This window comes from Pseudoalteromonas tetraodonis (genome assembly GCF_002310835.1).
Classification (GTDB): domain Bacteria; phylum Pseudomonadota; class Gammaproteobacteria; order Enterobacterales; family Alteromonadaceae; genus Pseudoalteromonas; species Pseudoalteromonas tetraodonis.
On sequence record NZ_CP011041.1, the window covers coordinates 3,284,476 to 3,308,229 of the forward strand.

General features: G+C 40.2%; 19 protein-coding genes. 11 read left to right on the forward strand and 8 right to left on the reverse strand.

Annotated features, from left to right (window positions below; translation table 11 throughout):
• Positions 1 to 7 precede the first annotated feature (7 nt).
• Complete coding sequence (locus PTET_RS15345; protein ID WP_096038854.1) at positions 8 to 1,186, reverse strand: efflux RND transporter periplasmic adaptor subunit; 1,179 nt, start codon at positions 1,184 to 1,186, stop codon at positions 8 to 10.
• 292 nt (positions 1,187 to 1,478) lie between these two features.
• Here PTET_RS15345 and PTET_RS15350 point away from each other — a divergent pair, with 292 nt between their 5' ends.
• Positions 1,479 to 3,989: a zinc-dependent metalloprotease gene (locus PTET_RS15350; protein WP_016899024.1), complete on the forward strand. Its 2,511-nt coding sequence runs from the start codon at positions 1,479 to 1,481 to the stop codon at positions 3,987 to 3,989.
• A gap of 52 nt (positions 3,990 to 4,041) precedes the next feature.
• Here the strand turns inward: PTET_RS15350 and PTET_RS15355 are convergent, their stop codons facing one another.
• Positions 4,042 to 4,830, reverse strand: a complete 789-nt coding sequence (locus tag PTET_RS15355) for a PhzF family phenazine biosynthesis protein (RefSeq protein ID WP_016899023.1) — start codon at positions 4,828 to 4,830, stop codon at positions 4,042 to 4,044.
• A 65-nt stretch (positions 4,831 to 4,895) separates the two neighbouring features.
• Positions 4,896 to 5,510: a PQ-loop domain-containing transporter gene (locus tag PTET_RS15360; protein WP_016899022.1), complete on the reverse strand. Its 615-nt coding sequence runs from the start codon at positions 5,508 to 5,510 to the stop codon at positions 4,896 to 4,898.
• Positions 5,511 to 5,782: 272 nt separating this feature from the next.
• Here PTET_RS15360 and PTET_RS15365 point away from each other — a divergent pair, with 272 nt between their 5' ends.
• Together PTET_RS15365 and PTET_RS15370 are read left to right on the forward strand one after the other, a co-directional pair.
• Entirely contained in the window at positions 5,783 to 6,916 is a 1,134-nt protein-coding gene (locus PTET_RS15365; protein ID WP_016899021.1) for a PepSY-associated TM helix domain-containing protein, read from the forward strand.
• Between the two features lie 48 nt (positions 6,917 to 6,964).
• Positions 6,965 to 8,128 (forward strand): tetratricopeptide repeat protein, encoded by a 1,164-nt coding sequence (locus PTET_RS15370; protein ID WP_016899020.1) that lies wholly within the window; start codon positions 6,965 to 6,967, stop codon positions 8,126 to 8,128.
• 17 nt (positions 8,129 to 8,145) lie between these two features.
• Here PTET_RS15370 and PTET_RS15375 read toward each other — a convergent pair whose 3' ends face one another.
• From PTET_RS15375 to PTET_RS15390, 4 genes are all read right to left on the reverse strand, one after another.
• Entirely contained in the window at positions 8,146 to 10,959 is a 2,814-nt protein-coding gene (locus PTET_RS15375) for a TolB family protein (RefSeq protein ID WP_016899019.1), read from the reverse strand.
• Positions 10,960 to 11,102: 143 nt separating this feature from the next.
• Entirely contained in the window at positions 11,103 to 12,653 is a 1,551-nt protein-coding gene (locus tag PTET_RS15380; RefSeq protein ID WP_016899018.1) for a PH domain-containing protein, read from the reverse strand.
• Complete coding sequence (locus PTET_RS15385; RefSeq protein ID WP_016899017.1) at positions 12,643 to 13,188, reverse strand: PH domain-containing protein; 546 nt, start codon at positions 13,186 to 13,188, stop codon at positions 12,643 to 12,645. Before PTET_RS15385 ends, PTET_RS15380 begins: the two co-directional genes overlap by 11 nt.
• Before the next feature lie 16 nt (positions 13,189 to 13,204).
• Entirely contained in the window at positions 13,205 to 14,059 is an 855-nt protein-coding gene (locus tag PTET_RS15390; RefSeq protein WP_008466787.1) for a D-hexose-6-phosphate mutarotase, read from the reverse strand.
• Positions 14,060 to 14,473: 414 nt separating this feature from the next.
• On the opposite strand from PTET_RS15390, the gene PTET_RS15395 reads away from it, so the two are divergent.
• The 8 genes from PTET_RS15395 to PTET_RS15430 all read left to right on the forward strand — a co-directional run bounded on the left by PTET_RS15395 (position 14,474) and on the right by PTET_RS15430 (position 22,903).
• Positions 14,474 to 14,956 carry a MarR family winged helix-turn-helix transcriptional regulator gene (locus PTET_RS15395; protein WP_016899014.1) on the forward strand — a complete coding sequence of 161 codons (483 nt, stop codon included), beginning with the start codon at positions 14,474 to 14,476 and terminating at the stop codon, positions 14,954 to 14,956.
• 110 nt (positions 14,957 to 15,066) lie between these two features.
• Positions 15,067 to 16,353: a porin gene (locus tag PTET_RS15400; RefSeq protein ID WP_029609900.1), complete on the forward strand. Its 1,287-nt coding sequence runs from the start codon at positions 15,067 to 15,069 to the stop codon at positions 16,351 to 16,353.
• Between the two features lie 142 nt (positions 16,354 to 16,495).
• Positions 16,496 to 16,891, forward strand: coding sequence for a YbaN family protein (locus tag PTET_RS15405; protein ID WP_016899012.1), 396 nt, complete (start codon positions 16,496 to 16,498; stop codon positions 16,889 to 16,891).
• Positions 16,892 to 16,973: 82 nt separating this feature from the next.
• Positions 16,974 to 17,606, forward strand: a complete 633-nt coding sequence (locus PTET_RS15410) for a PepSY-associated TM helix domain-containing protein (protein WP_029609899.1) — start codon at positions 16,974 to 16,976, stop codon at positions 17,604 to 17,606.
• Positions 17,606 to 18,115: a DUF2271 domain-containing protein gene (locus tag PTET_RS15415; RefSeq protein ID WP_016899010.1), complete on the forward strand. Its 510-nt coding sequence runs from the start codon at positions 17,606 to 17,608 to the stop codon at positions 18,113 to 18,115. Before PTET_RS15410 ends, PTET_RS15415 begins: the two co-directional genes overlap by 1 nt.
• A 34-nt stretch (positions 18,116 to 18,149) precedes the next feature.
• The gene (locus PTET_RS15420; protein WP_016899009.1) at positions 18,150 to 18,995 is read left to right on the forward strand and encodes a DUF4198 domain-containing protein; all 846 of its coding nucleotides are present in this window, start codon (positions 18,150 to 18,152) and stop codon (positions 18,993 to 18,995) included.
• 275 nt (positions 18,996 to 19,270) lie between these two features.
• Positions 19,271 to 21,805: a TonB-dependent receptor plug domain-containing protein gene (locus PTET_RS15425; protein ID WP_096038855.1), complete on the forward strand. Its 2,535-nt coding sequence runs from the start codon at positions 19,271 to 19,273 to the stop codon at positions 21,803 to 21,805.
• Between the two features lie 207 nt (positions 21,806 to 22,012).
• Positions 22,013 to 22,903, forward strand: coding sequence for a DUF4097 family beta strand repeat-containing protein (locus PTET_RS15430; RefSeq protein WP_016899007.1), 891 nt, complete (start codon positions 22,013 to 22,015; stop codon positions 22,901 to 22,903).
• A gap of 38 nt (positions 22,904 to 22,941) precedes the next feature.
• On the opposite strand, the gene PTET_RS15435 is transcribed toward PTET_RS15430, so the two are convergent.
• Positions 22,942 to 23,466 (reverse strand): hypothetical protein, encoded by a 525-nt coding sequence (locus tag PTET_RS15435; protein ID WP_016899006.1) that lies wholly within the window; start codon positions 23,464 to 23,466, stop codon positions 22,942 to 22,944.
• Positions 23,467 to 23,754 lie beyond the last annotated feature (288 nt).

Here is a 23,754-nt window from a genome sequence, read left to right on the forward strand (position 1 = left end):
CCCTACCTTAAAGTTTTTCAGTGGATGCATTTTCTGCTGCATCTGTATTTTTAGTCTCTGTTAAACCGGCTATTTTTACTGCCATGCCTTTTTGAGGGTATTCCGGTAAGGTGGTAACGAGCTTATCGTTGGCTTGTAAGCCATCGCTAATATAAAAATATTCGCCTTCTTCACGAATCACTTTTACTTTACGCGGCTCTAACTGTTGCTCATCATTAACTATCCACACGGTTTGGTTATTTACTAACTCTTGCGGTAAACGATAAATATTATTGAGCATAGTGCCGGCAAAGTTTACTTGTACATAAGTGCCAAATTTAATTGCAGGCTGCTGATTAGTCAGTCCGTAAGGATCTTCAATTCTTACCACTAAACTGCTCATGCGAGTCGCGTTATCAACAATCCCTAAATCGCGGTCTATTACTGCTTGGCGAGTAAACCCATTGAATCCTGTTTTAATAACGGTTGCCGTTACCCCTTTAACGCGCTCAGGTAAAAACACACTGTCAAAACCTGCGATCGGAATAATCACTTCAGCGGTTTCAATATTATTCAGCTCGGCAATTTGAGCGCCCATACTAACAAACTGGCCAACCCCCACATTCCGACTAACCACTAATGCATCGTAAGGTGCGGTGATTTCACAATTGTCTAAATCGCGTTGGGCTCTTTTTAATGCTGCTTGCGCCGACTTAACTGATGCTTGCGCACTCAGCACTTGTGGTTTGCGTAAAAATAGATCTGTACGTGCTTTATTTGGGAAACGTTTTGCTTCGTCTTCTGCGACTTTGGCTTGCGCTTGCTCTTCAATTAACATCGCTTGAGCGCGGGCAAGTTCAGCTTCAGCTTGCAATACCGCAGCCTCGTAGTTATCTTTTTCAATAGTAAATAAGGTTTCGCCGCGACCCACAACACCACCCGCCACAAAGCTTGGATGCCAGCTGACGACTTCACCTGACACTTGCGCTGAAAGTTGGGTATTTTCTAGTGGCTGCACTTCACCATAACTATTAATGATAACTTGATGATCGTTAGCGGAAACGGCTTCAACTTGCACCGTTGGTCGAGTGTCTATGACTTCTTTTTTGTCTGACTCTTTTGCAATCGCATTAATTGCAACAAAACCAGCAACACCTAATGCCAGTGCTACAAATGGAAAAGCCCATCTAAGTACATTACCTTGCATCTGTTTATTTCTCCCAAATTACTATTAGCACTATGATACCAAAGCTTAATGAAACATTAACGTGACATTTGTAAGCAACTGTTACAAAAAGGTATAAATAAGGTCTTCCTCAGCAAATAAAAGGTAAGTCAAAAGCACTGTTAAGCCGCTTTATAAATGTATTGTTACAATCTTTTACCATTATAAATCATAAAGCTAATCACTTTAGGTTAGTATTTATTAATCATACTGTGCGAAAAAGCATGACACACCGTACAGTAAAATTACATTAACAACTAAAAAAGACTAAACGATGAAATTAACCACACTTACCTTGGCGCTGAGTATAGCGCTTAGTGGCAGCTATGCTGTTGCAGCAGAAAAAAAAGAAGAAAAGAAACCACAAACATTAACTGAAATGATTAAAGGGCAAATCGAATTTGCGGGTATTTTTAATCTTTACCAAGATGAAAAAACCGGCGATCACTTAATGGTGATAAACGAATCACAACTCGATACGCCCTTTGTGTACTTTGCGCATACCATTGATGGTGTAACTGATGCGGGTCATTTTCGTGGGTCGTATCGTGAAACAAAGCTGATTGAATTTAGAAAATACTTTGATCGTATTGATATTATTAGTAAAACCCCTCGCTACTTATTTAACGAAAATAGCGCACTTGCCAAAGCCAGTGAAGCTAATATCAGCGAAGCCGTGCTTGCAAGTATAAAAATAGAAAAACAAGAAGAAGGTAAAATAGCCTTTAATGTAAATAAGCTTTTTTTAAGTGAAGCGCTACATAAAGTGTCTCCTACGCCTAACCCGAACGATAAAAATGCTAAAAAGCGTTTTAAAGTAGGTAAATTAGACGATAAAAAATCACGCATCATCAAACAGCGCCCATACCCTAACAACCTAGATGTGGTTGTTGATTATGTTTTTACCAATAGCAGCCCAACCGTTCGAGGTTCAGGTGCTGTAAGCGACCCCCGAAGTGTGTCGGTAAAAGTACAACATTCATTTGTGGCTTTACCAGAAAACAATTACCAACCTCGCTTTGATGATGCACGTATTGGTTATTTCACCAATCAGTTTGATAAAATGACGTCAACCGACTGGGCGCCATACCAAGATGTCATTAAGCGCTGGGATTTACAAAAGAAAGATCCAAACGCTGCACTTTCAGAACCAGTAAAACCGATTACCTGGTGGATAGAAAACACCACACCGGTTGAATGGCGTGACACCGTGCGTGATGCCGTACTTGCTTGGAACACCTCATTTGAAAAAGCAGGCTTTAAAAATGCACTTGAAGTGAAAATACAACCTGACGATGCCGATTGGGATGCCGGCGATATTAACTATAACGTACTACGCTGGACTTCATCACCCAAACCACCGTTTGGTGGGTATGGGCCAGCATTAGCGAACCCGTTAACCGGTGAAATTTTAGGCTCAGACATTATGCTTGAGTTTGTATTTATGAAAAACCGCTGGATATACGACACACTGTATACTCAAGGCACGATGAGCCATACACAGCCAACCAACTATTCAGAACTCAATTGCTCTTTAGGTCATGAATTACAGCAAAGCCTAATAATGGCCAAGGGCTTAGCAAATGGCGCTGATATTGAAGATACCCAAATGATACGCCAAGGCTTAACTCAGCTGGTTTTACATGAAGTAGGGCATACTCTAGGTCTTAATCACAACATGAAGTCTTCTATTTTGTGGGATGAGAAAGAAGTTCACGACAAAAGTAAAACCCAAGGCATAGTTACCGGCTCGGTAATGGACTATGCGCCAGCAAATATAGCGCCAACGGGTGTGACTCAAGGCGATATTTTCCAAACTAAACCAGGTCCATACGATGATTGGGCAATAAATTACGGCTACAGCGTAGCGCTTAAAGATGAAGCTGCAGAGCAAGCTCGCCTTGATAAAATACTCGCTCGCTCAAGCGAACATGCGCTTGCCTTTGGTAATGATGCCGACGACATGCGTGCCCCTGGCCGCCATATAGACCCTCGCGTGATGATAGGTGACTTGTCGTCTAACCCTGCAGCTTACGGGGCAGATAGAATGGCACTGATCAATACGCTCTTTGCAGAACTTAAAGACAAAGCTACAGTAAAAGGTGAGTCTTACCAACAGCTTGTTACTTCAACTAACAGCCTATTTGGCCAGTATCGTGGACAAGCAGGCGTGGTGTCTCGTCAAATTGGTGGCGTGTATGTAGAGCGTGCCGTCGTGGGCGATGAAAATGCAGCAAAGCCTTTTACACCGGTACCACTTGAGCGTCAAACCCAAGCAATGGCTATTTTAGCTGAGTATGTGTTTGCTCCAAATGTACTGCAAAGCATGCAGCCATTGTATAACTTTATGCAGCAGCAGCGTCGTGGGTTTAATCATTACGGTAAAAACGAAGACCCTAAACCGCATAAAATGATTTTAGGTATGCAAAAGAGTGTACTAGCGCAACTACTACATCCCGCTGTGTTACTGCGTATTTCAGATACTGCTTTATATGGTAATGAATACAGCCTTACGCAATTTATGGAGGATTTAACTGCAAGTATCTTTGTTGATAGTAAAACCGCTAATTCAGTCAGTCATAATTTACAGATTGAATATGTTAATCAGCTAATTGCGATTGCAGGCCTAGAAAAAGCAAGTAAATACGATAACTTAGCGAAAACAGCCGCGCTATATCAGCTAACTCAAATAGCCGATAAAAAGGTTGCATGGGGCGCTGATACCGCAACCAAAGCACATAAAAAATATATCGACCGCTTAATTAGCAAAGCGCTAGAAGCATAAATAACACTGAGTAAACCAAGGCCACGTCATACGTGGCCTTTTTTACACTAACTCAAAGGTAAATAGTGCCTTTAAGGTACCTTACGGCATGACCCGTTAATGTCACTGTTGTATTGCCTACTTCACAGTGTAGCTTCCCACCTCGTTGTGAGGCTTGATAAGCACTGAGAGAATTTTTTCCAAACTGCCCTGCCCAATAAGGGGCAAGCCCAGTATGAATTGAGCCGGTTACAAAGTCTTCATCACTCCCACTGGCAGGCCAAAAATAACGAGAAATAAAGTCATACTCAACACTCGGTGCTGTTGCAACCACATCTAATGGGGCTAATTTTTTTAGTTGTTCATTAGTTGTTTTCAGATCTACAACCTGCTGCTCATTATCATAAATAGCAAAATAAGCTTGGCGGTTTTTCAGTACTTTAACAGGTTGTATAGACAGGCCAGCTAATAGAGCATCAGGGATGAGCTGAACCTCTTCAGGGGCTTGTTTCGGAAAGGTCATAGCAAAGCTGCCATCGTTATTTTTATTAACAATCAGTTTGCCCACCGCCTCTGCGCTAAAGCACACCTGCGATATACTATGTTGCTCACAAAGCACATAGGCCGCCGCTAAAGTAGCATGGCCGCAAAAATCAATCTCCATTAATGGCGAAAACCAACGTATCGCAAAGCTTCCATCTGCCGACTGACAAGTAAAAGCGGTTTCAGACACATTGTTTTCCGAAGCTATATTCAGCATAAGATCATCACTAAGCCAAGACTCCAATGGGATCACGGCAGCATAATTACCTTTAAACAGTTCACTGCTGAACGCATCGATTTGATGGATAGTTAATTTCATAGTGGGCACTTTTTATTTATTGGTCACTCAAAGTGCCACAAATGAAATTAACGGTCACTATAATTTTATGCCAACACAGGACGTACGCGATAATACTGCATACACGCAAATTGCAGCGCATTAGTTAGCAATATCATAATAAACATTAATATATGCGAAGTACTTTGCACTGGCATGGCTAGCTCTGCAAACAAACCACAGATACCTGCTATAAATTGCAAACTAAAATAGCGCGCACTCAGGTTACTAATATTCCCTGTTCGCAATGTTTTATAGGTTTGTGGCATAACCCGAACCGAACTCATAATTAAGCCCACATAAGTTAAGCCGTTTAGCACAGAGGCAGTATCTAGGTTAGGGTTTAACAGCAACAAAAAAGGTAATAACGAAAAGCTAAGCATGCCAAGTAACTGCAGCTTCTGACGTTTAGCGGCATTATAACGGGCAAAAAAGTATAAAATTAAACCACTCAACAATCCTGTCGCAAAAAACGGCAAGGCAATATAAAAGCGAGCAAAATAAAGATTGTAGCTAATAAAGTACACACTTTGCGCTAAACCAAATGTCATCATTAGCAGTGATACACCCGATACACTGCGGTTTTTAATAATTTTATTAAGTAGCGGTAAAAAACTAAAAACCAAAATAAACACTGACAAAATAGGCAAATAATACGCCAAAGCAAACCTCGCTCGTTACATTGTTGTTAATAAAAAGGAAGAAATAAAACACTTTTTAAACATCTGTTTTTAAAGGCTTTATTTGTGTGCGCGCATTGTAGGGCTGGCTAGGTTTTATACAAGCTTAACGCTTACTTTAGTTTTTAGTGATGGCAACTTGAGTATACAAAAACCGTTACTAAAACTTCACAGCACGCCACTTTAACTAATTGCAATACAAATGATAACTGTTATCATGCGCATACGTGTAATTTAACATACAAGCTAAAATAATGAGAAAAACACTGTTTAAAATTCATAGTTGGTTGGCGCTAATTGCCATTATTCCGTTAATTGTTATTAGCATTACTGGCAGTGTTTTAGTGTTTAAAAGTGAAATAGACGGCTTACTGATGCCTGACAAACACTTTGTGGTACAGCAGCAAGCTGCTCGCTTACCTATGGACTCATTAATAGATAAAGCCGAAGCAGCCTTTCCTGAGTATGTAGTAGGAAGCTGGGAGCTTTTTAATAACACCACCGCCGACCGGCTTTATTTGGTTAAGCGTGGCACTGACGATTGGTATAAGTTGCATTTAGACCAATACACAGGAGAAGTTTTATCAGAACCCGTAAGCACAACTCATTATTTTACCGACTGGTTTTTAGAGCTCCATTACACCTTTTTACTTAACGACTTAAAAAGTTTACCAGGGCAAACAGGCACCGTATTAGGGTTCTTTTTTGCTTTATTTTTATTAACTTTAGGTATTACTGGCTTAATTATTTACCGCAAATTTTGGCAGCGACTATTTAGCGTACGCTGGCGCGCAACGTTACAAATAGTACTCAGTGACATTCATAAGATGACCGGTGTTTTAGGCTCACCTATTCTTATCGTTTTAGCGATTACAGGTGGTTATTTTAATGGTGCAGTGTGGTATCACGAAGTAATAGAACACGCAGAAGAAGAGCACCACACTATTACAAATAAATTATATAGTGACGACATCTCTTTTGAGCGGATTCTTAATGATAGCAAGCTGCAAATACCCACTTTTAATACAACTTTTTTAGTTTTTCCACGAGAGTCCGATGAAAATATCACTCTTTATGGCGAAGTAAATACCAGTAACCCACTTACCAGTGAATATGCCAATACCATAACCTATAATAAGCAAATAGGTGAACACATCGCTAACTGGGATATTCGAGAGGCTGGTGCTGGTTGGCAAGTAATAGACAGTTTTAGAAAACTACACTTTGGTTATTTTGCTGGGCTTATCAGTAAAATACTATGGTGTATTGTTGGCCTTAGCCCTGTATGGCTCGCTGGTACAGGCTTTTATTTATGGCTCACACGCCGTAAGCGTAAAAAGCAATCACACAAAAATCGCTTAACTCAACGACGAAGCGCGAATGCTTGATAAAACAATCACTCCCTTGTAAAGTGAAACCAACGAGGGAGTGAGTTAATGAATATGTTCAAGGTAATAATAAGTTTAACTTTTTTATTTGTTGTGGGGTGCAGCAGCAAAATCAATACGCAAACTCAGCTCGTACAATTAAGTTCATTAATTAATCACACATTATTTGTACAACAAACCACACCTTCTGAAAAGGTTATATTTGAACTTCCCGAGGCAGAAAAAGCACGCTTTTTAGCCTTCGTAACAAAACAACAAACAGCTAATATTCGTAGTGACCGTATTATTTATAACTACCTTGAAAATCAGCTCTCTAATTTTAATTATCATGGCGATACGCTTACATCATCTCAATCTCTCAACCTTGCACAAGGTAACTGTATCAGCCTTGCTGTTCTTACCCAAAGTTATGCACAAACATTAGGGCTTAAAACCAGCTTTCAAGAAATGACTAGCGAGCCAGTTTACGCACAGGAAGATAACTTGGTTTATGTAGCAAACCATTTTAGAACTAAAGTTTATGCCCCAGAAGAGGAACTGCCTGAAAAAGAAGAAAATGTGATCACTTTTTTTCGCCCAGGAACCTTAATAGACTACTTCCCAACCAGAGGTAGTGTGTATTCTGATAGTGCTAATTATAATGATTTAATCTCTAAATTTTATAGTAACTTAGCTGCTGACGCGCTTTTAGATAAGCAGCTTGATCAAGCGTACTCTCTTATTTTACAAGCAAATAAATACACCCCTTATGATCCTGAGCTATTTAATATGGCTGGAATTTTACATCGACGAGCTGGCGATTTAAAAAGTGCACAGCTTATTTACCAAACTGCTTTAGATAATAAGCTGATAAATATAAATTTACTTACTAATTATCAAGTTTTAGCCAAACAAATTGGTGATCAGCAACTTGTTGAACAATTAGCAAGCCGACTTGCTGAAGTAGAAAAAGATCCTTATGAACTTTTAGTTATTGCAAAAAATGATCTAGAAACAGGACGAATTAATACCGCTACAGAGCATATTGAACAAGCCATAACAAAAGCGCCGTATATTGCAGAACTTTATTTAGAGCTTGCTAAAATTCGCTATCAACAAGGAAAAAATCACCAAACACAAAAATTACTTGAGAAAGCGATAGAGCTCGAAAAAGACAAGCAAAAGTTAAATGTATATCAAGCTAAGTTACTGTCCTTAAAAGCGAGTAAGTAACTTAGCTAAATAGGCTTTTACAATGAATAGTAAAAGCTTAACCACGCGCGCATTTCATCTTCAAAGCTGTCACCTTCTACTCGCGACAACCCCATATCAAAGGTTAAGTCATTAACGCCCGCAGGCCCCATCCCGAAGCTAAAGTCACCTTGGTATTTTAAGCCGTAACTTTGTGCATAAACGTTGCTATCTAATTGATGTTGCTTGTAATAAAGCCAAGGCATTCCCTCTTTAAAGCTAATGCCACCACCATACCCTTGGTAGCGCTCAGTGGTTGCACTATAAAAAGGCAGTTCAGCAGCAAGCACAAATTCACTACTTTGCTGCTGATTAATTAAATTAGAACTAAAGCCGCCTAATGTCAGGCTACTGTCATCTCTTTGCTTTTGCTCAAAGTTAACAAAAAGTGGTATATCAAACGCTTTACCAAATATTTTTGCTGCCAAGTCATAACCTTGCCAATGACTACTGTGATTCTGCCCATCATAAATGCTGGCATAAATACTCTGCCCAATAGCAAATGCTTGGCGGTCATGTTGCCAGCTTTGAGCAATACTCAACCGTGTCCAATTTTTATGGCTATTTTTATAATCTGTATAGTTATAGGCCAATTCTGGGGTTAAATGTAACTGGCCAAACTTCAATGGGTGGCTTACTGCAGCATAACCACCTCGGGCTTCAATATCAGCGTTTAAGCTAGGTTGATATTGATGTGATGTATCCAAATTATAATCAAATAGCGCAAGCTTAAACTTTGTATTTAACGCATTGTATTTTGCTTGTATAAAGCCGCCATGTAATGCACCGTCATGCAAATCAATGTTATAACCCGCTTGTAAATCAAGTTGTTTTAATAGGTCGCTACTTTTTATACCTACACTTAGCAAACTGGTTGACGCTGAATAATACTGAGATCCCAAAGCAAACGTCGCTTGCTGATCAAGTACTGCGTAATCGCTTTGTTCTGCTATCTCATCGGTATATATTTTTGCCGGTGGCAGAGTATGCTTATTTACCATCAACAATGGAGCTTCACTGTTTACAGCGAAATCAGTCACGGCTGTGCGGTTTTTTGTTGTAAGCGTTTTTACATCAGGGCCATCGGCATTAATAGAGAAATAAAGTAGTGAGCCATCTTCAGCCTCAATCGGGTATGCGAGCGCTTCTTGCCCGTTAGTTAAGCGGGTGAGGGTGTTATTTTTTATATGATAATTATAAATATCAGTTTTATTATTTAGGCCAGCAACAAAATAGATAGATTCCCCATCTTGACTGAAACTCGGCTGACTTAAATACTGATACCCGTTAGGCATTGGGATTGACCGCCTGGCATCACCGTTTAAGCCTTGTATATACAACTGCCAATTTTCGTTTAATGATGCTGATAAGTAAGCTAATTTTGTTTCATCGGGGTTCAGTGTCGGGTAATCATAACTTGTTTTTAAGCTCTTAGTAAAAAATGGCGTGATTGTTTGTGTATTAAGATCGACTTTTACTAATTCAGAATACCCAGCTCTTATTTGCTCACCGTAAAGTGTTTCACCATCACGGGTAACACTAAAACGGCGAATACCGGCCAGCTCTGTAAGTTGCTCTATGTTGCCAGTGTCGGTGTTGTAGCTAAAAATGTCAGACACTTTGTTATAAGTTCCCGATCCTTCACTACTGTAGGCATTAAAATAAAGTGTGTTGTTATTTACCCATTGCGGGTTAGCAATACCTGCGCGATTAATTTGATTTAGTACTTGTTTTTGTTCGCGCTTAAACACGATTGGCGGGGTATCAGGAACATCTTGCTTATCGTTCTCTAGGAGCTCCTTTTGCACCTTAGTAAACTTATCTCGTGCTTTGGTGTTGTCTTCTGTACTGTAAATTATTAGTTTTGTTTTACTCTTTTCATCACGTTCAACTATCGCAATTTTGCTACCATCATTTGAAAGAGCTGGATTGCTAGCGTATAAATCAAGTTCTAACCAAAGCTTGCTATTAAGTGATGATTCGGTTTGCTCTTGTTGCATCGCTTTATAAGTGTATTCAGCAATAAATCGACGATATAACCTTGCAGCGCTTTGCCCAAATACACCAGAAAATGCGTCGTCAAAATCTCGTGATTTCACTGCTCGCATACGAACCCATACATTATCGAGTAGCTGCTCTGAGTAATTTTGCTCTAACCAATATAAAAAACGACTTCCCATTAAATATGCCATAGAGCCCGCCATAAAGCCCTCATCGCTATTTAGTTGCCCATAGGTGGGAAGCGCTCCCTGCTGAGCAAACTCTCTAAGTATTGCCTCAGCATAGTTATCAAATAAGCGCCCTCGACCTGTCATTTTTGATTCAATTAAAGTGGCGTACCCTTCGGCTACCCAGCGCGGTGTATCACCATAGGTTAAATCGTATATATCCCATACACCGCGAATCTTTTGCTGCCAGTCGTTACGGGTTGGCTGCGCTAAATGGACTAAATGAATGTATTCGTGCAGCACCAACAATTGCTGCCAACCCGATGAATTTGATATCACGGTATCCGACTGCGGTGGCGTAGTAAAAAGCGCCATAACAGGATTATTAGAGGTTGGTAAGGCAAAGCCATTCGCTGCATTTAGAGGGTCAAACACCACCACATCGACGATTTTATCAAGCGCCCGATTTTGTTGCTCAAGCACTTTAGTGCGAACAATTTCCAGCTCCACAGCAGTCGATTTAGCAAAATCAGTATGCTCACTACTAAAGTGAACATTAAAATGCTCGGTATGAATGGTTTGCCAATTAGCAGCAAAGCTAGGTGCAGCCAATAATAAGGCTGATGCAATGAGTGACTTTTTCACAATAATCCCTTAAATAGTACATTTGATAATGTTTAGAGTATTATCAAATGGAAAAAACGGGCAGTAAAAAAGTGTAATAAAGCATGTGCAAATGTGTATTTACACCCGCTTTATTATTTAATCTGAGTTTTGAACAAAGGAAGTTACATCCAACTGCGAGGGTCTGACTCAGCCTGCATAAGTGTAAAATCTATAATGAAGTCAGCATCTTGCTGTTTTAAATATGGGACGTACGCACCGCCTGCAGCAAGTTGTATATACAGGCTTTTTAAGCCAGAACGACGCATAAAAAAGGTGCTCACACTGCGAGCGCTTTGTGCTTTGTACAGCTCAAATACCCGGTAATGCACACCAATCATACCTTTGCGTACCACCAAATAAAAACGCCCATCTTGTTGATGAAGGTAATACCCATAACGTTTATAAGATAAAAACACTAACGCGGCTAATACCAAGAATAATGCTAATGCAATTAATATATTAAGTTGCATAAAGCTAATAAAAAAACCAGAAGCAACGCTCGGTAGCAAAGCATAAAACACCGTGTTTTTATATAACAACGCCCTTTCTACCGCATTGAATGCCAGCTTTTTACTGTCAAACCACGGATAAATCCACTGACACACATTATCAACTTGCTCCTGCGTGAGCACAGGCAGCACTAAGGTTTGTTTATTCTTTTTCGCCATGCTTGCAGCACCGCCGCTACTGGCTTGCAAACACTCCACAGTAGAGCGTTTTAATAGCCTAGCAACTAGGTTTTGCTTAATAACGATTGACTGTACTTTGTCTAAACTAATTGATAGTTGATGACGCTCTAACAGCCCTGCAATACGTTTGAATTTATTATTTTTAAAGTAAAGCTGATAGTTATAAAAACGAATGAGCGACATAGTTACCGATAAAAGTACCGCTATAAATATCAAAATAATGATCAGAGTAATTATTGCAAACACAGCTGCATTAGCCATCAAACCGAGCTCTTGTTGATAATAACTCTCTATTTTTGTTATAAATTGCTGCTCTAAAAAGTCGATGGCCACATTCATAAAAGGGGCAATTGCCGCAAGTGCCAAAATAGCCATATTCGACATTAAACCAAACTTAGCTATTTCTTTATTTGAGATGAGTAAGCTATTTTCGCTCAGCTCTTCAATATGAGATTGCGCTGAATCAGCCACCTCAGCTGATGGTTGCTGCTGCGCTTTATAGTCAAACACTCGTTTACGCATTTGTTGCGCGTAATCTTTAGTTACCCCTGGCAAAACAGCTTCTTGAGCCACACTGCCTGCCGCATCAAAAATACAATTAACTAACCCTATGGGGGTGAAGTAAAATGGCTCCGCTATATTTACGTTTTGCACTCGAGAAAATTTTAAGGTAAGTCGCTCTTTTTTAAATACGCCTTTATTAAGTAAAATTTCATGCTCGTCAGTAATACAAAAACGAAAACTACGGTAATACAAAAAACAATAGGCAAGCAATGAGGTCAAAGCAACCGCGAGCCCAACCTGCCCCCAAAAGAGTTTATTTTCTACTTGGGTAACAAATACCACCAACACGGGCAGTAAATTAAATAAGCCGTCTTTTATGAAGCGCACACTAAAATGCATCACAAAATAAGCCAGCGCCCAGGGCGACACTTTTTGCCAATTAAGTGAAGGTGACGTTATTTGCGCAGCATCAACACTCAATGGCAGCTACCTCGCTTGCGGTTTCATCGTGGCGATAGCTTTGTACAAACTGACGAATATTTTTGCATTTTTCGTGGGTCAGGCCGCTAATTTGTAAATCGGCACTCATACCGCCGGCGCTATAAAGTCTTAAACTGGCTAAACCAAGCTTTCGCTCTATGGGCCCACGGTGTATTTCAATATGCTGCACACGCGCTAACGGTAAAATTGTCACCTGCTGCCAAATAATGCCTTTTTTAAAAGCAATATCGTGGGTACGCAACGCGCTGCCCTGTAATTTTATGCTGAACACGCTATATAACATACACAGTAAAATTAATAGCGGAACAGCAACCAATAAGTAACCTTGCGCCATAGCAGCAAAGTCTGTATTAAAATAGCAAACAGCCGCTAGTACTAAGCAAAAAGGAATGAAAAATAACAACCAATTCAATTGTGCATGCAACAATGCTTTGTCCGCAAGCGGCTCAAACACTATGCTTTTATGTTGCGGTAGGTCGGTTATTTGTTGATTAGTAAACACACTTTGCTCCATTACACGTATGGTAGGCTTAGCCAAGCCACTTAATTGTTGTTACTAGGGTATGACTTTGTTTTGGCTCAAGCGTAACCGCATCTTCAAGTACATTCGCAGCCTCTAGGCATAACATGCTTTTATAATCATCATCGGCAAAATTTGATAGCCTCTTTGATTTTTCAATCCATGGATTCCATAACACGCACGAGCGCGAGTTTTCTCTGCTAACGCTGATCATCCCTTGAGGAGTTTCAATGGTTTGCACAGCCGCGGCTTGGGTATAAACCATATCGGTTTCACGGGTAAAACCAACCACATCACTTTGCTGATAAGGCCCTTGGCCAAATTCTATGTATTGCGCTCCTTGCAGCCCTGTTACGCGAGTATTATTAATATCATCAGTTGGAAAGTAAGTATGCAGCGCCTGTGTATAACTAAATGGGGTGTTACCTAAATTACAGGTGGTTAAACGCACCTCTAACTGCTCAGATAAAATAAACTCAACCCTTAAAGAAGATTGATGAGGCCAAAAGGTAGAATCTATCTGCTTCATTGGTAATTTAAGACTAACAGTAATCTCGTTCTCGGTTTCATGCACTTCATCGGCTTGCCATACGTGCGTGCGCGCAAAACCATGTGCTGGAAAGTCTTTATTTTCATGTTGACCAAACCAAGGCCAGCAAATAGGAATACCGCCACGAATGCCCTTCCCTTCACTAAAGGTTTCATCCCCAGACACCCACAATAGTGGCAATTTACCTTTGGGTGTAAACTCAGTTATTTGCCCACCTTGTAAAAATATCTTCGCCTTACATTGGCGACTATTAATACTAATAAATTCCAAACCGCTATGTGTACGCTCAATACATACTGAGGGTGATAATTGCATTTTATTTCCTTTAACACTGAGACTAATTTTTAGTACTTAACCTGAGTTCAGGTTACTGTACACAAACAATAATGCATGCTTAAAGCATAAGCTACATAGAATAGTTATTTAAATTGAGTTAGTTACTATATTTTTATGCCACATCAACGGCTCAATTACGACTAAAGTTTTAAACCTGTGGCTTGCGTATCGCTTTTAACTTACGTAAGGTGCGCAGCCTTAGCAAACAGAGTGTTATTAACTTTTAATAAAATAAAGATAATAAATGCCATTTTAATTACTGCTCAAATTAATAAAAACCAATAAAAACTAATAACAGCGGGCTAAAACAACATATATCATTTGAATTCAATTTATTTGATGTGTAACATTTCGTGATTACGGCAACTGATTCGCCTTTCATGAGACAAACAAATGCAAAAATATGACGAGTTACTAGTTTCTTTACGCAAGGTGATCCGTGCGATTGACTTACATTCAAAACAACTTAATAAAACAGCGGGTTTAACTGGACCACAACTGCTTATTATGCAAGAAGTGTCTCAAACTGATGGTATTACCGCCAGTCGTATTGCGCAAAACGTCAATTTAAGTCCGGCAACGGTCACAAATATTCTTGACCGAATAGAAAGCAAGAATTTGGTAACACGCGTTCGTAGTCAAATGGACAAACGCCGGGTCAGCTTATACCTTACTGAACAAGGTAAAGAATTACTCGAAAAAGCGCCTCAGCCCTTGCAAGAACACTTTATCGAAAAATTTTCAGCGCTTGCTGAATGGGAACAGAGCCTACTACTTTCATCAATGCAACGTATTGCCGCAATGATGGATGCAGATAAGCTAGATGCCTCTCCTCTTTTAGAAGTAGGCGCACTGTTTCAAACTTCTAAAGAATAAAACGCAGTATAAAAACAATAAACTAAATTAGTCTGCCATTTTCTCCTTTTTCCACACTAAGAGGCGCATCGTTGCGCCTTTATTTTTTAATCACAATCAAAACGGCTATTATGACTAAACTCTCAAAACTAACACTCGCATTAATTTTAAGTGGTGTTGCTAGCAATTCTTATGCATCAAATCTTCAACCTCTCCAAAGCCAATTAACGCAGTTAAAGCAACAAGTAGATAAACTTGAAAGCAAACTCGCTGAAAAAAAGTCTCAGCAAGTAGAACAAGTTAGTAAACAGTTGCAAGCTACTTCTACAGATACTGCACAGCAAGAAAAGCAATCATCTGGAATAAAGGTAGGAGGTGCTATTCGCGCTAACTACGGTATAAACTCTTACGATGAAGACAATGAAGATCGCGGTGGTGACTTTGATTTTGATATTTTCCGGTTAAATGTCTCTGGCGAAATTAATGATATTTCAGTCAATGGTGAAATACGCTTTTACGATTATATGACTGTCGTAAAGTACGCTTACTTAGGGTACGAATTTATTGATGGCTGGGAAGCTCAGGCAGGCATAACAGCCGTGCCGTTTGGTAACGGTCCTTATAATTCCCACAGCTACTTTTTTAGCACTAACTACTATGTTGGCCTAGAAGATGATTTTGATTTAGGTGTGGTTGCTAAGCGCAAACTTAAAGACAACTGGACACTTGATTTAGGCTTTTTCAAAAATGATGAACTGGGTGGAGTTGATGGCTCAGCATCAGACAAAAATCATCGTTACTCTTATGATATTGTTGGTAGTCGCCCTGCAGATGAAGGCACCTATGCCGAGCCAGCAAAGCAACTTGGTGAATACAACACCTTTGCTGGTCGCGCTACTTATCAGCTTGAGCATAGTAAAAATATCACAACTGACATCGGGGTATCGTTACTCAGTGGTGGACTTCACGACGGTGAAGACCGCGCTGGTAATTACAGTGCTTGGGCTGTTCACTTAAACAGCAACATTAATAACTGGAATATTCAATTGCAACACGGTGAATATGACTACGACTTAGACGATGGTAATAACCGCTTTGCGGTGGGTGCTTTTGACTATTATGACAGTGTATCGAGCCAAGCCACAATGACCAACTTTAATATTGCCTATGACTACGCACTAGAATGGGGCCCAGTTACCAACCTGCAGTTTTATAACGACTATGGGATCATCTACAACAAGTCAGATAATAGCGCCAATACTTGGATGAATGTAACCGGTATGAGCATTACTGCTGGCGGATTCTTTAGTTATGTTGATTTCGTACAAGCCCGCAATCAACCCTTTATTGGCGGTACCATTATTGGTGATGGCGATACCGAGCGCCGTTTTAATATTAATTTAGGCTATTACTTTTAATAGGTAGTGCAATCAGGAAATTCTTTTCCTTTGCTAACCCTAAATGGCTTAGTTGATAACATGCAACTAAGCCATTTTCTCTTCATTTTACCTTTTAATTAGCTTACCCTTTTACCGTTTAATTAATTAAAAAAGAGCTAAAGTGAGCATAAAAAACGTTTTTATTTATTATAAAAATTTCGGCTTTAAATTGCTGGGGCTACTGTGTGTATTACTGGGCATTATTGGTGTTGCCCTACCGGTTATGCCAACCACGCCGTTTTTAATTTTAGCCTTAGCCTGTTTTGCTCGCTCATCCGTGGCGCTTGAGTCTTGGCTATTAAACCACCCTCGCTTTGGCACAACATTACAACATTGGCGCGCCCATCAAGTGGTTCCTGTAAAGGCAAAGTATGCTGCGGGTATAGGTATGCTAATAGGCTTTATATTTTTATTATACAACAGCCCTCCAGCTTGGATTATTGCCCTAGTGGCTGTTGTTGAAGTGCTGGTTATGGCTTACTTAATTTCTAAGCCCTCAGCTCCTCCTAAAAAATAAAGTGTAAAGTTTGGTAAATAAATTTGTAACAGCTAATGCAAATCATTATCATCCGTATAAATTAAATAACCCAGCTCCTTTTATGCCCTTTGTTAATAAACGCACTTTATATAGTACAAGTCGTACCCTACATATCTATATTTCCACCGCTTTGTTTTTTTTACTTATTCTATTTTGTGTAAGCGGTATAGTGCTAAACCATGTTGACTGGTTAAAAAACGATAAAAAAAATGGCCAAATTACGGTCCAAATCCCCCAAGATCTGCTTACTCAAGCAAATACACAATTAAATAGCCTGCCTGCTATTTATCCCCAAATAGAAGCTTATTTAGCCAAACACTATGGGCTTAATAAAGTGAAAAGCATTGAATGGGAAAAGCAAGATTCACTGGTTATGCTCGACTACCCATTACCAGCAGGCTATGCCTATGCAGAGTTTGATTTTATCAGTGGCGAATTGTTGCTCGATTATCAAACCGGTGGTTTTTTAAGTGTTATCAGCGATTTACACAAAGGTCGTCACTCAGGAGAAGTATGGAGCTGGGTTATTGATATATCAGCGGTGCTGATGATTCTATTTGCCATCACCGGCATGATTATTTTATTTCAAAACAGAAAAAAACGCTTAGCAGGAATATGGATAACCGTATTAGGAATCGCAACACCATTGGTTATTTATTTATGCTGGGTTCCACAAATTAAAGGAGTGTTTTAATGTTCAAGTTTAAATCTTTAATTAGCACCGTATTGCTGTTAATTGCCGTGTGTTTTCACACTTCGGTGGCAGCGCAATCACCCCAATTAGAAATCGAATTAACTTTACCTGAGTTAGATGTGCAGCCCTATCATCGACCTTATGTTGCTGTTTGGCTCGAAACACCAGAGCGTAAACATGTCACAACTTTAGCGCTTTGGGTACAAAAAGCGGAATGGTTTAAAGACCTACGCCAATGGTGGCGTAAAGCAGGTAAAAGTGATGCAAACTTCGATGGGGTTAGTAGCGCAACCAAACGCGCAGGCACTTATACCATTAATTGGGACGGAAACGATCTTAATGGCAAATCAGTTATCGCAGGAAAATACCTGTTAAATGTTGAAGTTGTTCGTGAAGAAGGCGGGCGTGATTACAGCCGTATTGAGCTTGATTTAACCCAATCAGGAAAAATAACCATTGATGGCAAAAACGAATTTTCAACCAGCTTTGTCACTGTATCCGCTAGGTAGTCCCTACTTATCATTCAAATTTAAAGGAAAAATAATGAACGTTAATTTATTAAAAACAGCACTCATTGGCGCACTGAGTTTATCAGCGCTGGTATCAACAGCTGCAAGTGCACATGGCCGCTGGTTACTACCTTCGCATACCTCGCTATCAGGGGATAAAGCCCATTATGTAATGATTGATGCGAGTATTTCTAACGAAATTTTTGCACCTGATAAAGCATTTCGTCCAAGCACAAAAGGCGCAGAGTACGACGATACTCTGCTTATGGCACTTGCCCCAAATGGCGAGCAAGTTACCGATACCATTCGTGCCTATTACCTACAACGCAAAAGCTCTGCTGCAGTAAAACTTCAGCAACAAGGCACCTATCATATTGCGATGACGCAAAAACCTATGTACATGACATTCTACAAAAATACAGCAGGTGAGCGAAGCCGTGTATTCGCCAAAAAAGCAGATGCCAATCTACCTAAAGACGCCAGCGACATCACTACAATTAAAACCATCTCTACTGTTGATACCTTTGTTAGTCATAATGGTACCTCTAAACCAGCACAATTAGGTCAAGGCTTAGAGCTTAGCGGCCCAACGCATCCAAACGATTTATTTGTTGGCGAGCAAGCGCGCTTTCAGCTAATAAGCGATGGAAAGCCGGTTGGCGAAGGCATTGAAATAAGCATTTTAAAAGGTGATACACGCTACCGTAACGAACGTGGCGAAATAAAAGTAACGACCGACAAAAACGGCATGTTTAGCACAACGTGGAAAGAGCCAGGCCTATACCTAATCGAAACCTCTCAAAAAGTGACAGTAAACGAAAAAGATGTAGACGCCAGCCGCTATGTATTATTTACCACCCTTGAAGTAGCACCTGAATAAATTTTTAATTCCCTACAGGCCACATTAATCGTTTGGCCTGTAGCTTCTTTATAATTAAACCCCTTTAGCAAAGCTTTAAAGCAAGTTAGTCTTTTTCGCTGCCTAAATAAGCATAATCCTATATTTTAGCCTCCTTGTCTGTTCCTATTTCAATCTATTATTCCGATCACTTATTTTTATGAAAATAGTTGAATAACTTAGTCAATTTAGATCTTTGCGATGCATTAGCCGCTTATATATGATGCGCCCTTTTCAAAATCTTCAAGGCACGCTCAATGACTTTTCAGCATTTATCAGCTAATAAAAAATTAGCACTTAGCTTGGCTATTACCACCGCACTTAGCGCCTCTTTTTCAGCTGCTAATGCGGCTGAGCAAACTAACCAAGTCGAAGAAAATATCGAAGTAATTTCAGTAACAGGCACGCGCCGCAGTTTGCGTAGTATTGCGCAAAGTACTGTGCCTGTAGATATTATTAGCAGTGACGATATGGCAAGTACGGGGCAACTTGAAATTAGCCAAGTGCTCGCTAACCAAGTCCCGAGCTTTAACTACCCAAGTGCCACACTCTCTGATGGCACCGATCATGCTCGCCCAGCGGTTTTAAGAGGCCTTGCACCCGATCACACCTTAGTCCTTATTAACGGTAAGCGTCGCCACTCTGGTGCGTTATTAAACTTAGGGGGTACGGTTGGTCGCGGCTCTACCGCGGTTGATTTAAACATGATCCCAACCTCTGCAATTAAGCGTGTTGAAGTACTGCGCGATGGGGCTGCAGCACAATATGGCTCTGACGCCATTGCGGGAGTAATCAATATTGTTTTAAAAGATGCCACCGAAGGCGGCAGTGTTAGCGTAACTTATGGCCAATACGACAGCCAAATGGCCGGTGTACCGCAACTAAATAGCACTTATGCGGATGATAACGGCAACCTTGCATTTAATTTAGGCGACGATCGTCACGTTAACGACGGTAGTACCCGCACAATTAGCGCAAACTCAGGTTTTTCATTAACAGACAATGGTTTTGTAAATGTATCAATTGAATACCGTGATAACGACTCAACTCAACGCTCTGGTTTTGATCCGCGCGAACAATACAGCCGCCTAGATGATGGCAGCCTAGACCCACGCGAATTTACAATTGATCGCTACAATCACCGTTTTGGTAAAGCAGCGCTGGAAGACTACGCTTTGTTTTACAATATGGGATACGATTTAGAGAATGGCTTTAATGTTTATTCGTTTGGTAGCTATTCAGAGCGTGAAGGTAACTCGGGCGGATTTTACCGTCGTGCAAAAGACAGCCGCAATGTTTTAGAGCTATACCCAAATGGCTTTTTGCCACAAATTGCTACCGACGTAAAAGATTACTCGCTGGCACTTGGTTTACAAGGCGATAGTGGCGACTGGACTTGGGATGTAAGCACCAACTACGGCCGAAATGACTTTGGTTTAGGGGTTGTAAATAGCCTAAATACTTCTTTAGGTACTAACAGCCAAACTGAGTTTGATAACGGCGCCATGGTTTACGATCAATTTTTAGTTAATTTTGATGCCAATACCAGCGTTGATTTTGGTCTACCCGATGATGTGTTTTTCACTATTGGTGCTGAATACCGCCGTGAAAGCTATAAAATAGAGCAAGGCGAAGAAGCCTCTTATATTACTGCGCTTGATAACAACGGTAACCCAATTGCTGCTGGCGGTGCGCAAGTGCTTCCTGGGTTTGGGCCGCAAAGCGCAACCAATGAAAGTCGTCATAATGTTGCTGTATTTGCTGAATTTGATACTTACTTAACTGATAAATGGAATGTTGTTTTAGCCAGTCGCTATGAAGATTACAGCGATTTTGGTAACACATTTACTTCAAAATTAGCCACGCGTTACAGTATTAACGACAACCTATCGTTACGTGGTGCGGCAAGTACTGGCTTTCGTGCGCCGTCACTTGCACAAAGCTCGTACCGTCAAATATCGACTATTCTCGAAAATAACCAGCCTTTTGAAGTTGGTCTATTCCCAAGCTCTGCTCCTGCAGCGCAAGCGTTAGGTGCAAAACAGCTCGATGCAGAAGACTCAGTTAACGTTACCGCTGGATTTGTTTACACTCAAGGTGGCTTTAGCTTAACAGTTGATGCGTATCGCATTGATATTGATGACCGGATTGTACTCTCTGAAAACTTAAGCGGTAACGCTGTGCAGCAAATTCTAGCGAATGCTGGCGAGCTAAATACCGAAAGTGTTCGTTACTTTACCAACGCCATCAATTCGCGCACGCAAGGTGTTGATATTGTGGCAACGTACACACTTGATTTAAATACATTGGGTGATGTGCGCTTAAATGCGGCGGCAAACATTAACGATACCGAAGTGACTCATGTAGATGCAAACCCGAGCGAGCTAAATTCTTTAGGCGATGACTACGTGGTATTTGCCCGTCGTGAAGTAGGCCGTTTTGAGCAAGGCACACCCGATAACAAACTAAACCTATCGGCTGTTTGGAGCTTTAACCAATGGCAAACAACCTTGCGTGCAACTCGCTATGGGGAAGTGGCAGATATTTCAACCACCAGCGAGGGTGATGAATATTTAGATGCTAAATGGATTGCCGATTTAGAAGTCGCTTATCGTCCTAACGAAGCGTGGAAATTTGCAGTGGGTGCAAATAACTTGTTCGATCAGTACCCTCAAGCAACGGTAGATAATATTGGCTACTCTAACTTTGGCCAAATATTTCCGTACACGCCTTACACACCCTACAGTTTAGATGGGCGCTTTTTATACGGTAACATTACTTACAATTTTTAAGTAAAACGCCCATTAACAATAGAGTAATTACAAAAGGATGCAGTGTGCATCCTTTTTATTAACATTTAGTATTTTTAACCATATTTTAGCATTTTAACTTTTTAACTACTGCTGCCATCTCATATAAAACAACAACTTACATTTCGGCCTCAATTTTGCTCTATACTTTGTATATTAACTAAAATAATCAATATCAAAGGACTAAACATGAGCGCATCAACTCTATTCAACTTCACTAAGCCCGTTTCACTAATTAGCGGCATTTTATTACTCAGCGGTTGTGTATTTCACATATCGCCCAGTGTCGCATCAGTTAAACAAACCCAGCAGCTTTCACTACCAAGCAATAACCTTGAGCACCTAACGATATTAAGTGGTGCCGGTTCGCTCGATATTCAGGGCTCTAATACTGCAACCAATATTAGCGTTGATGCCATCATCTACACCGCCGACATTGACGATGAATACGAACTCACCCTTGAGAAAAGCGGTACACAAGCAAAACTTGTTGCACAAAATACAAGTAATAATGGGATTAGCTTTTACAGCGGGCAATCACCAAGTATCAATTTAGTTGTTACCGTACCTAACACCCTAAATTTAGATATTAACGACGGCTCAGGCGATATTGTTATTAACGAGATGCAAAGCAATATTGATGTAAAAGATGGTTCTGGCAGCTTATCTATCAATGGTGCTAAAAGCCTAAATATTGATGATGGCTCGGGCAGTATTTACGTAAAAAATGTGGTCGGCGACTTAGTATTAAATGACGGCTCAGGCAGCATTGATATTGATAATGTCAGTGGTAATGTCGCTATTGAAGATGGCTCGGGCGAAATGCAAGTGACTAACGTAACAGGCGTATTAAATGTTGAAGATGGCTCGGGCGGCATAACTATTAAACATATTAAAGGCGCAGTCACCGTAGACGATAACTCAGGAGATATGTTGATTGAACATATTGGCTCAAGCGTGACGATTGAAGATGGCTCTGGCGATATTCGCGTTAATTACGCTAAAGGGCTAACAATTACAGAAGCAGGCTCTGGCGATGTTAGTATCGATAATATCTCTGGTTCAGTAAAGCTAGACTAATAATCTAATCTTATTTTTAAATCATATAAAACGGTCAATTAATTGACCGTTTTTGGTTTTGTATAATCAATGGTGTGGTCACAACTGCCATCGTTTTCACAATCATTTATTCCATCGCCATCGCTATCCCAGCTTGGGTGCATAGTTTTTACAGGCACGGCTACACCTGCATGTTTAATGATGGTTAACTTATAATCACTTGTTTCACCACGTCTCGCTGCATTACGCATTAAATAAACTCGCACAATATAATCTCCATCTGTGCTGAGTTGATATTTAGCTTCATGCCCTTCTATTGAGCCAATAAATACGGCTTCATTACTGTCTAAGGGCAAAATATTAAAGTAGTTACTTAAATTTGAAGGAGTCAGAGTCACATTCAGGATATCACCTGCTTTTGCACTAACTAAATAGTCATTAAATTCATCACCAGTAATTTGCTGTTCAAGCTCAGCTCGCTGTGGTTCAAACTCAACCTTGTACTGTTGAGCTTGCACCGTTTGTGTAAACACCGCAGCAAACACAGTGGTCAGCATAATTTTTAAAAGCAGCTTAATACTCATTTTAGTTCCTATAAAAAACATATTATTAAATTTAATGGTACACAATAAAGTAATACCAATTCGCTTAATTAAGTGAGCTATTTTGAGGGAAGGCAATCGTGTCGATAGCAAGGTAAAACTTTGTTATTTAGTTGTTCTAAAAGAGAAGTTTTTAACGCAACTAACATCTGGTTTACCCGTTCAAAATGATTAAATAGTATTGCGGATTAGTATGCGTTAATAATGTTTCTTTCACAATTAACTCAAACTTAATTTATAGTAGTATCAAAATATAAATAACTCCTAACC